Source organism: Pseudoneobacillus rhizolycopersici, from assembly GCF_054786815.1.
Genome location: NZ_JBTOOE010000006.1, coordinates 31,586 through 44,536 on the forward strand (window position 1 = coordinate 31,586; position 12,951 = coordinate 44,536).

General features: G+C 38.7%; 11 protein-coding genes. 3 read left to right on the top strand and 8 right to left on the bottom strand.

Going from position 1 to position 12,951, the window contains the following annotated elements:
- Positions 1–53: 53 nt before the first annotated feature.
- Complete coding sequence (locus tag ACX9YW_RS08440) at positions 54–992, bottom strand: phosphotransferase (RefSeq protein ID WP_460344778.1); 939 nt, start codon at positions 990–992, stop codon at positions 54–56.
- A 157-nt stretch (positions 993–1,149) separates the two neighbouring features.
- Positions 1,150–2,847 carry a M3 family oligoendopeptidase gene (locus ACX9YW_RS08445; RefSeq protein WP_460344781.1) on the bottom strand — a complete coding sequence of 566 codons (1,698 nt, stop codon included), beginning with the start codon at positions 2,845–2,847 and terminating at the stop codon, positions 1,150–1,152.
- A gap of 410 nt (positions 2,848–3,257) precedes the next feature.
- Here ACX9YW_RS08445 and ACX9YW_RS08450 point away from each other — a divergent pair, with 410 nt between their 5' ends.
- Positions 3,258–3,659 carry a GNAT family N-acetyltransferase gene (locus tag ACX9YW_RS08450; protein ID WP_460344783.1) on the top strand — a complete coding sequence of 134 codons (402 nt, stop codon included), beginning with the start codon at positions 3,258–3,260 and terminating at the stop codon, positions 3,657–3,659.
- Between the two features lie 52 nt (positions 3,660–3,711).
- Here ACX9YW_RS08450 and ACX9YW_RS08455 read toward each other — a convergent pair whose 3' ends face one another.
- On the bottom strand, positions 3,712–4,944 hold the full coding sequence (locus tag ACX9YW_RS08455) for a hypothetical protein (protein WP_460344786.1): 1,233 nt from the start codon (positions 4,942–4,944) through the stop codon (positions 3,712–3,714).
- A 119-nt stretch (positions 4,945–5,063) separates the two neighbouring features.
- Between ACX9YW_RS08455 and ACX9YW_RS08460 the strand changes: the two genes are divergently transcribed.
- Positions 5,064–5,570: a DinB family protein gene (locus ACX9YW_RS08460; RefSeq protein WP_460344789.1), complete on the top strand. Its 507-nt coding sequence runs from the start codon at positions 5,064–5,066 to the stop codon at positions 5,568–5,570.
- Positions 5,571–5,612: 42 nt separating this feature from the next.
- Here ACX9YW_RS08460 and ACX9YW_RS08465 read toward each other — a convergent pair whose 3' ends face one another.
- Positions 5,613–6,317 (bottom strand): hypothetical protein, encoded by a 705-nt coding sequence (locus ACX9YW_RS08465; protein WP_460344792.1) that lies wholly within the window; start codon positions 6,315–6,317, stop codon positions 5,613–5,615.
- 650 nt (positions 6,318–6,967) lie between these two features.
- On the opposite strand from ACX9YW_RS08465, the gene ACX9YW_RS08470 reads away from it, so the two are divergent.
- A complete protein-coding gene (locus ACX9YW_RS08470) occupies positions 6,968–7,189 on the top strand; it encodes a hypothetical protein (protein ID WP_460344795.1) in 222 nt (73 codons plus the stop codon).
- A 36-nt stretch (positions 7,190–7,225) separates the two neighbouring features.
- Here ACX9YW_RS08470 and ACX9YW_RS08475 read toward each other — a convergent pair whose 3' ends face one another.
- The 4 genes from ACX9YW_RS08475 to ACX9YW_RS08490 form a co-directional block, all read right to left on the bottom strand.
- The gene (locus ACX9YW_RS08475) at positions 7,226–9,103 is read right to left on the bottom strand and encodes an ABC transporter ATP-binding protein (protein WP_460344798.1); all 1,878 of its coding nucleotides are present in this window, start codon (positions 9,101–9,103) and stop codon (positions 7,226–7,228) included.
- Positions 9,100–10,827, bottom strand: a complete 1,728-nt coding sequence (locus tag ACX9YW_RS08480; protein WP_460344801.1) for an ABC transporter ATP-binding protein — start codon at positions 10,825–10,827, stop codon at positions 9,100–9,102. The genes ACX9YW_RS08475 and ACX9YW_RS08480 overlap by 4 nt, the downstream gene beginning before the upstream one ends.
- The gene (locus ACX9YW_RS08485) at positions 10,827–11,315 is read right to left on the bottom strand and encodes a MarR family winged helix-turn-helix transcriptional regulator (RefSeq protein WP_460344804.1); all 489 of its coding nucleotides are present in this window, start codon (positions 11,313–11,315) and stop codon (positions 10,827–10,829) included. The genes ACX9YW_RS08480 and ACX9YW_RS08485 overlap by 1 nt, the downstream gene beginning before the upstream one ends.
- A gap of 605 nt (positions 11,316–11,920) precedes the next feature.
- Entirely contained in the window at positions 11,921–12,949 is a 1,029-nt protein-coding gene (locus tag ACX9YW_RS08490) for an aldose epimerase family protein (RefSeq protein ID WP_460344807.1), read from the bottom strand.
- Positions 12,950–12,951 lie beyond the last annotated feature (2 nt).

Genomic DNA, 12,951 nt, shown 5'->3' on the forward strand with positions numbered 1-12,951 from the left:
CTCTATACGAAACCTATGTCCTAAAAAAAGAAACTTCAACCTTCAAGTAAATCCTATTCCCAGGCACGCTGCTCTAAAAATAATTTCAGCCATTGGGCTGGTCTTTGTTTGGTTAATTGTTTATCCTTCAAATGCGGATTGATGTAATAATGCCAGCCAATGGCTCGATAAACACAGGCCAATTGATCCGTAAGGTTTAACAGTTTTTCTAAATCTGATAATGGGGCAAATTGGGTCCACGGTTCTAAGTAATATGGGCGGAATTCCTTAACCGTTTCATACCATAAAGAATCGGAATCGATTAAATCATAAAGAGCGTTCCAAAATATCCGTGTACTAAAAAAAGGATGACTAACTGCCGCATCTCCCCAGTCAAAAAATACAGCATGATTGTTAACCCATTGAATATTTGCTGCATGTAGGTCCCCATGGTCCAAAGTGTAAGGAACCAACCCTTCCACCAGGTCACATAATTGTATTAATTCTGATTGAAGTGCTAAAATTTTTGCAGTCTCATTTTCATTTAAGCCGGTTACACACATATCGGTAAGATGGTTTTGTATTTCCTTTTTCAATACATTCATTTGGCGGTTAGGTACACCGGTTTCTAGCATGCTATCAACCTGATTTGCTAAGTTTATTTGAAAATCGGCATATTCTTGAAGAGTTTGCTTCCATAACCTTTTATCCCTGATTTGTCTTAGTGGTACTCCTTTTAGTTCTCTCATGATATACCATGGTTCGGTTGGATGAGTCGCCAAAATCTCCACTGTTTTGTCTGGAAATGTTGTATAAAGTAGCTGCGCTAGTTTGCTCTCAAACCTCGAGGCTCCTGCTGTTTGTTTGAAATAGAAATTACCTTGATTTGTGTAGATTTTTTGCACTAAGGATAAATCAGCAACCTTTACTCCTTCGAATGAATCTATTCGTTCAAGATTATTTTTTGAAATGACCTCTTTAATCCAAGTCTGAGCTTGCTTATCAAAATGCATATTCTTCACTCCATTATTTTCGTCCATAAGGTATTCGGCAAAAGCTACTTGAAATTCCTCTTTTATGGTCAATCTTTGGAAAGTGAAGCAATATTGGATAGTAAAGGACATTTTTTGGAAAAGTGCTGGCTAAAATGTCCTTCACAAGCAATCTTCATTAAAACGTCCTATCATCAAATTGCTCTACCCAACGATCAACGTATTCTATAATATTCTTCAGGCTCCCCTCTTCAAACGGCGATTGTAATCGAGCCCTCTCCACAATTTCGACAAGTGATTCGCTGCCACCAACCCGAGAGATGTTTAAAAAATCTTGCCAAGCTTCTTCGCGGTTTTCATTCGAACGTATCCAAAGTTGTACTGCACAATTATGAGCCAAATCATAATCTATAAAGTAAAATGGTGTTTCAAACAAATGAGCGATTTGATAAAAACTTCCACCCATTTCATAAAACTCATTTCCATCGTAGTCCTTTTCCGGCATATAGATTCTCTCAATCTCCCGCCATTTTGCTTTTCGCTCTTCTGGTGTAGCTGAAATATTTTCATAGAGATAGTGCTGGAATTCATCAATGGCATTGACCCAAGGCATGAGAATAAACGCCTCCGTCAAATGACTAAACTTGTATTTTTCAGCATCCTCCCCAAAGAAACTTTCCATCCAAGGCCAGGCAAACCTTTCCATTGAAAACGAGAAGATTTCCGTGGCATCAAAGGTCGGGGCAATGTATTCCGGAATCGGTGTATTTCGGCTCATATAAAATTGAAAAGCATGGCCGGCTTCATGGGTGAGCACTCGAACATCATTCGGAGCCCCGACAAAATTAGCGAAAATAAACGGAGCTTTCTCGGTACCAATAAACGTAGCAAACGCTCCACCCCTTTTTCCCTTTTTACTCAATAAATCCATGTTTTCAAGTCGGAGCATATATTCGAAAAATTCCTTTGTTTCCGGCGAAAGTTCTGAAAACATCGTTGTGGCCTGGGTGATAATCTCATTCTCATCCCCCACGAGCCTTGGTGCACCTGTTTTAAAATGAAAACGCTCATCATAAAACTTCAGTTTATCGACCCCAATTCTTTGCCGTTGCTTTTCGCGCAGTTTTGAGATAAATGGAACACCGAATTGCTTTACCTGTTCCCGATAAACCGCTACTTCTTTCGCAGAATAATTTGTTCGGCTTAATCGATCATAACCGAGTTGGGTGAATGTCTTATAGCCTAGTTTTTTGGCAATCTCGGTTCTTACCTTAATCAATTTGTCAAAAATATCAGCTATTTCCCCCTCATGAGCAGCATAAAAAGAAACCATTTTTTCGAATGCTTGTTTACGTTCATGCCGGTCGCTTGAAATGGTAAAACGATTTAACCCAAATAAGGGGACTTTAGAACCATGGAACTCGATTTCAGCAGATCCTAGCAAGTGAAAGTAACGTCCGATTAATTCTTTTTCCAGTTTTAGTTCTTCAGAAATCTCTTCTGAGAAAGTTTTCACTTTTAACTCGGCAATTTTAAAAATCTGGGATCCCCAACAAGTTTCAAGTTGGTTCCGATAAGTAGCCGTTATCATTTCCTGGTAAAATTCCTTCTCCAATCCTTTATAGATTGGGCTAATTTTTCCAAAAAAATCTTGTTCTTCTTTATACAGTTCATTATTTAAATCAATCATATGGCGTACATATACTAGTTGCTCAGCACCCTGAAATTCCATTCTTAATTGATTGATCGCAAGAAAAGTCTCATTTTGAACCTCAAAGCTTTCAGCGTTTTGGAATTTTCTTAATAAACCTTCGAACTTTTGTTTGAATTCCTCCATGTTTGGTCTAACATAATCTAATTGATTTGCTAATTTCATTTTACATCTCTCTCCTTTTATTACTTTTAAGAGTAACTTCTTTACTCTTAAATGTATATTAATTACTTTAAATAGTAATATAAATTACTTTTAAACACAATACCTAATTTAGAAAAACTTTCCTTTCTTTTTTATGTAAGTGGTGATGTAAGTTTTTCATCTGTCACTGCATTTAACTTACTGAAATTTTGCATCTTCGGTAAGCTTTTCAACTTCTTCAGTAAAACCCACCGAACCTCCCCCTAAAGCCATCTCATTAAGCCCCTTAAAATACAAAAAAGGACATCCCATTGTAACTGGATGCGCTCGTGATTTAATTATTTAGAACTACCACTTCAAACTCCTTTATGAATGGAATTTCAGTCATTACCTTCAATATGGTATATTTTTATTAAAAAGGAGCTAATCAAATGGGTATTCAATATACTGCAATCCATCCCGAAAATTTTAGGCAAGTGCTTCATTTATATGAATCGCTAAATTGGAATTCACTTGGGCTTACGATTGACGATTTAGAACGGATGTGCAAACAAAGTTGGTTTGTTATTTACGCCTACGATGAGGATCGATTAGTCGGAATGGGCCGAATTGTTTCCGATGGTATTATCACCGGAGTTCTTTGTGGGGTGGGCGTAGATCCAAGCTATCAATCTAGAGGAATTGGTAAAGAAATAGTCATTAGACTCGCAGATCATTGTGAAAAAAACAAGGTCATACCACAATTGATGTGTGTAGAAACCCTTGAGCCCTACTACCAAAAGTTAGGTTTCGAGAAATTTACTATTGGGATGGTGAAAAGAATCAATCGATAAAAGGAAAAGGTCACGAATAGCTTCTACTCGTGACCGCTACCACCATTTACAATCATTCCCCTACAAACTCATCGCCGTAATTAAAATCGAGTGATTTTATCATGGCGGCGGTTAATCCAGCTAGTGCCCTATGGGCATAACTGCCACTCGAAACATCGTCTGTTAAAAGGCTATCAATAATAATCGGGTTCGTTGTACCGAGACCATACACCACGGCTAAATGCTTTTCGATCGTATTAATCGTTGCCTGATCGCCACACCAAGCAAGTTCATACAGAAAAATGGTTTTATCCCCAGCTAAACTACCACCGTTTGTATTTGCACCATTACCATTAAAATCTCTAAACTTGTCGGGCATATAGCCTTTTCGAGAAAGCACCGTAAGTAACCCTTGCTTTATCAAGTTCGCTTCTTTCAGAAACATCGAATTGGGGTTCACTAATTCAAAGGTAGTCCCGGTCGCCATTTGTGCCAACCCCCTTGCTACCCAAGAGGCATATCCAGTGGAAATTAATCCGCCATCTTCTCTTGCGCCACCAATGTTATTCAAATGGCCAATTTTGGAATTGCCACTTTCGCTCATCTCGATCGCTAATTTTCCTAATGTAACAATTTTTGCACGATGTTCATATTGGTTAGGATTCACCTCTGATAACAAAGCACCATATAATCCTAAGGCACCACCAATGATGCTATAGACATTTAACGAATTAGCGAAACGCTTGATTCCATTGGATGCTAAAATATGCCTCTTGTCTTTCGCAAGCTGTTCATAGGTCAAGGTTCCACTTCCTGGACCGAATAGATTGGCGCTCCAAGTTGTTATGCCATTCTGATAGGATTCCACCACGCTATTTAATAAAGCGGGTAAATAACGATTCACTGTTGATGCGGAACCAAGGTATCCATTACTTTCCAAAGCTACCATGTTAAATTTTTGGACAAAAATAAAGGCAATTAAATATTGGGCTGTAAATGGAGCGAACATTTTCCTGTAAAATGTTTCTTGACTAAGCTGTTCTTCTATTTGTAAGAGTGCTGTATTAAGATTTTCTAATACCATATCGGCAAAATAAGCCTCACCTTTAAGCCTTGCTTGATTTTCTAAAATTGATAGAAATTGAATATCAGTGGCTAAGCGCCAAGCCGTATCTTTTTCTTCTACTGTCGCAGATAATGTTGTATTATGACTAGGATTTCTTATTTGAGTAACGATGTGACTACGACTGACAAAAACTTCAGTAAAGGCCAGCTTTGCCGCTTCATACGATGAAATTGTTGTCATCTTGATCACCTAAATTCTTTTTAGGTTAGTATATGTGTAAAAGTTGGACTTCGTTTCCTATGAATATTCTTTTTTGTGTCTTATCCGAATATAAAGACTTATAGAAAGGAGAATGTGCAATGGTTTTTAATGAGATGGAGCTATTGAACACAAGAAATAGATTAAAAGAGGAAATATCTACCTTATCTTTCGAGGAATTTAACTGGAAACCTGGACAAGATACATGGAGTATCGCCCAAGTGTGCCATCATCTTTTTCTTGTTGAATCCGTTTTTTCTGATGCAATCGCTTATAGTCTTAAGCGAAACAATAGCTCAAAATCAGAGCAAAAAAAGATGACGAATATACTAGACCGATCGAAGAAAATTGTGGCTCCTGAGATTGTTCATCCTAAAAGTGAGTCGTTTACAGTTCAACAAATAGATGACCTATTAACCCAATCACGAAACAAGCTCCTAACAATCATCCATACTCTTAAAGACCCAACGGTCCTACTTGAGCATTCGGCCAAACATCCGTTATATGGACCCTTACCATTAAATCAATGGATTGACCTCATTTCTTTACATGAACAAAGACATATCGAACAAATGGAGGAAATCAAAACCCGATTTGGGAATCAATAACAAAAATAGACCTGTCCCATTAAGACAGGTCTTGTTCTATATTCATAAAACAGACTCAATTTGCAGCATAGCGGATAACACGTAGATGAAGGCATCGCCCATGGGAGAGGATTTTAAGTGTTTGTCAAAATAGTAATGTAAATGATTCGCGATATCTTGCATCGCCTTTAAATCAAAATGATAAAGATCGACAGCAGGGAAAAACAATCCACCTCCAAGGGGAATAAGTGTTCCAAAAGCAATACCACCTTTTTCAACTGAGCTTCCCATTGGTTGGCATACCATTACCTCCACGGTTTCTTCTGCTAAAATATCAATAGCGATGAAGTATTTATCACTGTATTTATAGCCAATATAATAAAATTTTGGGGTGATTTTTTCACATTCTCTAAGCCAAGAAATATATAACGGCGTCTTGCTCAGACTATGTGCGTTTTCGGCAATAAAATTTTCAAAAGCGCTCTTTTCACTTTGATGAGATTCATAGAATACACGCCACCAAAATAAGTTAGAAATTAGACTCTGCCATTTTTCTTTTCTTACCCCATGGTCTGAAGCAAATTCCTCCGAAACTGAAAGTGTTTCATGAAAATAAAGATCCCATACATACTTAGCGAAATCATTAAAAACTTCATTGACCATTTCATGTCTTAATTCATCTGAAACTAGGTAATCAAGTCGAAACATTTTGGCACTTGAGGAGGATTGGATTAACTCTACTACTTTTTCATCCGTTTCTCTCATCAACAAAATCAGTCCCTTCGCTCATATAGACTCCCTTTTACGGTATCATATTTCGTTTAGGGAAAGAGATGGTTTACATGGCACTTTCTTACGATATTGTTACAATTTGGTACAAGGATAGTTGTAAGTACTTACCTTGTTGACCAGTTTACTGCTTTCGACCTAAAATCGATCGACAAGAACTTGTCTTGGAGACCAGTTTACTGCTTCCGACCTAAAATCGGTCGACAAGAACCTGTTTTGAAGACCGATTTGCTGCTCCTAACCTAAAATCGGTCTCCAAGAACTTGTCCTGGAGCCCAGTTTACTGCTTTCGACCTAAAATCGGTCGACAAGAACCTGTTTTGAAGACCGATTTGCTGCTCCTAACCTAAAATCGGTCTCCAAGAACTTGTCCTGGAGCCCAGTTTACTGCTTTCGACCTAAAATCGGTCGACAAGAACCTGTTTTGAAGACCGATTTGTTGCTCCTAACCTAAAATCGGCCTCCAACATCTTCTATGAATAGACATATCAGTACTTTTTGATCGAGCTTCCAATGTAATCACCATCTTGTAGTAATTTTTATAATATTTATAATTAATTACGGGAACCTTTTTCCATTATTTCCGTATTAAAGGGTATATTTCCAATTATGAACGCGAGGTGTAAATAATGTTTAGTGTCCTTCCAGCCGTCATGGCCTTATCTATTCCAATTATTGCCATTTTAACAACCCATTTCCAAAAACAAGCAAAGTTGAGACAGAAATTCCTTGCCGATGAAATAGAATTGGAAAAATTAAAATACCAAAACTACTTAATCGAAACGGAAAAAATGAAATTAGAGCTCGAAAAGATGAAAGAAGAAGTTCCGAAAATCGATATTAAACCATAAAATAAACTCCCAATAGACCATTGGGAGTTTCGCATTTTAAACGGCTGGAGCCTCTTCGGAAAATTGACTATTATACAATTCGGCGTAAAATCCATTTTGAGCCAATAACTCTTGGTGAGTTCCCTGTTCGATAACGGAGCCGTGATTCATCACTAATATAAGGTCGGCATGTTTTATCGTTGAAAGTCGATGGGCGATCACAAAGCTCGTTCGCCCCTTCATTAGTGTGCTCATCGCCTTTTGAATATACACTTCCGTCCGCGTATCAACACTACTTGTTGCTTCATCTAAAATTAATATAGCCGGATTTGCTAGAATTGCTCTGGCAATCGTTAATAATTGACGTTGTCCCTGGGAGATGTTCGATGCCTCTTCGTTTAAAATCGTATCGTATCCTTCTGGCAAAGTGCGAATAAAGTGATCGGCATTAGCCGCTTTTGCTGCTTCGATAATGTCTTCTTCTGTTGCACCTAGACGTCCATATTCTATATTATCTCGAATGGTTCCATTAAACAGCCATGTATCCTGTAAAACCATGCCAAAGGTTTCCCTTAAGGCAGAGCGCGGCATCTCTCGAGTGTCGACTCCATCAATTTTAATCGCCCCATCACGTATCTCATAAAATCGCATCAGTAGATTAATTAGAGTTGTTTTTCCGGCTCCAGTTGGCCCAACGATAGCGACCGTTTGCCCCGGTTTTACATCAATATTCATATCCTCAATTAATAGAGAATCCTCTTTATAGCCAAAATCTACGTGTTCAAAGGTAACATGACCCTTCACCGTCGGTAAAACTTTCACATTCTCTACTTCCGGTACTTCCTCCGGTTCATCTAACAGTTCAAAAACACGTTCAGCTGCAGCAATCGTTGCCTGGACAATATTGGCAATATTGGCTGTTTGCGCGATTGGTTGGGAAAACTGGCGTGAATATTGAATGAAGGCTTGAATGTCACCAATTTTAATATAGCCTTTTGTTACAAAAATCCCGCCGACGATACAGATGAGTACATAGCCTAGGTTGCTTACGAATGACATTAGCGGCATTATGGTCCCGGAAATAAACTGTGCTCGCCAACCGGCATCATATAGCTTTTCGTTGACCTCATCAAATTCTTGCATTGCCTTTTGTTCGTGTCCGAACGCCTTAATCACTTGATGCCCGGTGTACATTTCTTCGATGTGACCGTTGAGTTCACCAAGTGATTTCTGCTGACTGGCAAAATGTTTTTGCGATTTTTTCATGATGGGACCTAAAACAAAAACCGATAATCCAGTTGCGGCTACCGTGATGATGGTAAGCGTTGGACTGATCGTAAGCATCATAATAATAATCCCGATAATCGTCACAATCGATGTTATAAATTGAGTGATGCTTTGCTGTAAGGTATTCCCAATCGTATCGATATCATTGGTCACCCTACTTAACGTGTCACCATGTGGTTGTTCATCGTAATATTTCAATGGTAATCTTGCTAACTTTTGGTTTACCTGGGTGCGCAAATCGTAAACCATTTTTTGGGATACATCGGCCATGATGTATTGCTGTAAGTAGCTGAACAAAGAACTTAACAGATAAAGACCGATTAACAGGAGAACGGTTCTAGAAACATAATCAAAATCAATTCCTGCCCCCGGAACGCCTTGAATTTTCATCATGATACCTTCGAAAACCTTTGTCGTAATATTCCCCATTAATTTTGGTCCGAGAATCATGAAAACTGTACTAAGAATGGCAGTTAAAAACACGGCTAAAAGATGATATTTTCTTGGCCGCAAATAAGTAAGTAATCTGCGAAGAGTACCTTTAAAATCCTTCGCCTTGACACCGTGAACCATCATTCCAGGAGGTCCGAATCCTGGCCCATGTCCCATACCTCCGCCCTTTGGTGGTTGCCGTTTCTTCTCACTCATGCAATTTCCTCCTCTGACAATTGCGAATGGACAATTTCTTGATAAACCTCGCATGTTTCCATTAGTTGATTATGGGTGCCGATGCCAACAATTTTTCCTTCATCAAGAACAATGATTTGATCAGCATCGAGAACCGTACTTACGCGTTGGGCGACAATCAGTACTGTGGCATCTAACGTCTCTGTTTTCAAGGCTGCTCGGAGCATGGCGTCTGTCTTATAATCTAGCGCCGAAAAGCTATCATCAAACATATAAATATCCGGTTTGCGAACTAAAGCACGCGCAATAGCTAAACGTTGCTTCTGTCCACCTGATAAATTCGTCCCCCCTTGTGAAATCTCTGAATGGTATCTTTCCTCCATTTTTTCGATATAATCTGACGCCTGGGCAATCTGGGCTGCTTGGACCACCTCTTCATCGGTAGCGTCCTCTTTACCAAAACGAATGTTTTCTTTGATTGTTCCCGAGAAAAGTACTGATTTCTGTGGAACAAGGCCAATTTTTGAACGTAATTCCTGCTGTGTCATTTGCTGGATATCAACACCATTGACGCGGATAACGCCAGAATCGATATCGTAAAAACGCGGGATTAAATTGACGAGCGTCGTTTTCCCGGAACCAGTACCGCCGATGATAGCCGTTACTTGCCCTGGGACGGCTTTAAAGCTGATGTCCATTAATGCAGGCATTTCTGCACCTGGATAGCTAAATGTGACATGATCAAATTCAACGTATCCCTTCGTGCTGGATACTTCAGTTGTTTCAAAAGAATCAACAATACTAGGCTCCATATCAAGTACTTCATTAATTCTTGTTGCCGATGCTGCCGCACGAGGAACCATTACAAACATCATTGTCGCCATAATAAGGGCAAACATGATTTGCGTTACATACTGAATGAAGGCCATCAAATCTCCCACCTGCATGCTACCTTCATTAATCCGAAGCGATCCAAACCAGATAATCGCAATACTTGTCAAGTTGAACAACAGCATCATGATGGGCATCATTAACGCCATTATTTTATTCACCTTAATCGAAACATCCATTAAATCGTAATTGGCCCGTTCAAACCGTTGTTGTTCGTAGGTATCCCGATTGAATGCACGAACGACCCGAACCCCGATTAAGCTCTCACGAAGAACTAGGTTTAACTTGTCGATCTTTTTTTGAATCGATTTAAATAGAGGTAATGCTTTTTTCATAACGATAAAAATGGTCAGTATTAATATCGGTGTAATCGTGACAATAACTAAGGATAATTTAGCATCCTTAGAAACAGCCATGATCGTGCCCCCAATGAACATGATCGGTGCGCTTAACACCATTCTTAAAAGCATCATGACAACTTGCTGAACTTGGGTAATATCGTTCGTTGTCCGTGTGATTAAGGAAGCAGTCCCTAATTTATCAAATTCAGGCAGTGAAAACTTCTCTACTCTTGAAAATACTCGTTTTCGTATGTCACGTCCAAATCCCATGGACGCTTTTGCCGAGAAATAGCTGGCAAAAATGGAACATACTGCGCCTATGGCAGAAATGAGTAACATCAAGGCACCAATTTTCAAAATATAATGGGTATCCCCTTGAATTACTCCAATGTCAATAATGTCCGACATTAAGGTTGGCAAGTATAAATCTGACATGGATTGTATAAAAACGAAAGCAAGCACAGCCAGGATTAATACATTGAATGGTTTCAAATAGCGAAATAGTTTTAGCATTAGATTCCCCTCAAACTTTCTTCTGACATTAGATCTAATAGCTGTTGATGAATTTCAATTAGGTTTGCGATAGATTCTTCCGGCATTTTGTTTAAAATATGACTCATTTTCTGGTAAATTCCGTCCGGGTCATCATGGATGTCCTTTACTTTTTGTTCCCCCTCTTTTGTGAGTTGCAATAGTACTTCTCGCCGGTTTTCTTCAGGGATGACCCTGTCTAAAAATCCAGCAGTAACAAGCCCATCGACATTCGTACTTAACGTACTTTTCGGTAATTGGATTCTTTCACCAATTTGTTTTTGGGCAATCATTGGGTTGTGACTAACCATTTGCAAAATCCAAAATTGGGGCATATTCATTTTATTTTTGGCTAAACTGGTCTGTATCCACTTACCAAACTGGCCTTGAATTTTTCGAAACGACCGAAGAACCTGGGTTGCTTGGTCTCCTGATGGATGATTCAATTTTTTCACCTCGATTGGGCTCAATTCTGATTAGTCCCCTTTTGAACTGTTCAAAATTGAACAATTTATAATCAAATTTTATACAGGTTAAGTTAAGGAGTCAAGTACGGAATTAATGATAGATTTTTTTCTTATAAAACCTACAAACACTTTGAGCCAACTTCGGTATGTTTTTTCATATTTTTCTAGAAAATCTTCCGAACTTTATCATCTTCGGTATGTTTTTCCTCTTTTCTCTTGAAAACCTACCGAACTTCGTCATCTTCGGTAAGTTTTTCCTCTTTTCCCTCTAAAACCTACCGAACTTCGTCATCTTCGGTATGTTTTTCCTCTTTTCCCTCTAAAACCTACCGAACTTCGTCATCTTCGGTATGTTTTTCCTCTTTTCTCTTGAAAACCTACCGAACTTCGTCATCTTCGGTAAGTTTTTCTTCTTTTCTTTCTAAAACCTACCGAACTTCGCAATCTTCGGTATGTTTTTCCTCTTTTCCCTTTAAAACCTACCGAACTTCGTCATCTTCGGTAAGTCATTCCCCATCCTATAAAAAACTACTGCATCAGTTTTTAACCCAAAGAAAAAGAGCCTCTCTGATATAGAAGCTCGTTAATTTTTAGATAAGCAATCCTAATTATAGAATTCCAAATTTATAGATGCTTTTCCTACTATACTCTTGATTCTGTTCTAAAATGTATGAGGGAAAATGGGGATAATGAATCGCATCCGGAAGGCTTTGGGTTTCTAAGCAAATACCGAGATGTTTTCGGAAATGACCATTGGAATTCAATTGATTCCCAGAATAGACCACCACACCCACTTCATTTGTTTCAATGGTTAGTGTGCGTCCGCTTTCACCATCCTTTAAAACGATCTCATTATTCTTTCGATTACTCAACAAGAATGGATGGTCATACCCTCCACCTACCAATTTTAATTGGGGGTGATCCGACTCTATACCTGTTCGAATTAGGCGTTCTGTTGAAAAATCAAACGGAGTGCCACTGACATTCAACATTTCACCAGTAGGAAGAAACTCATTACTTAACTCCAAAAACGTTTCACTGTCTATTTTTAATGAATGGTTCAGGATATCTCTTTTTAGGTTTCCACTTAAATTTAAATAAGAATGATTTGTCATGGATAATATTGTTTTTTTATCTGATCTCCCAGCGTATCGAATCGACAATTCATTTTGATTGTTTAGCGAATAGGTAACGGTAATGGCTAAATTACCCGGATAGCCTTCTTCCCCATCTTTGCTTAAATAGGAAAAACTAACGCCGACTTCCTGATCATTTTCAAAGGTCTTCGCATTCCAAATCACTTTGTTAAACCCCCTATCACCACCATGAAGATGATGCTTACCATTTTTCACTAGATGATAGGATTTGCCGTCAAGGTCAAACCTTCCATCCTTAATCCTGCCTGCCACACGTCCAATAATAGCCCCCAAGTAATAAGGATCTTTAGCATATTCTTCCAAAGTGTCATAACCAAGGACAATATTTTCATAGATTCCATCACGATCTGGGGCTAAGATTTTGGTAATGATACAACCGTAATTGGAACAGTGGATTTCTATTCCTTTATCATTCAGTAGTGAATAGGAGTAGATTGTCTTGTGATTGAGTTTACCATATTCATCCTTTAACACTTTCATTT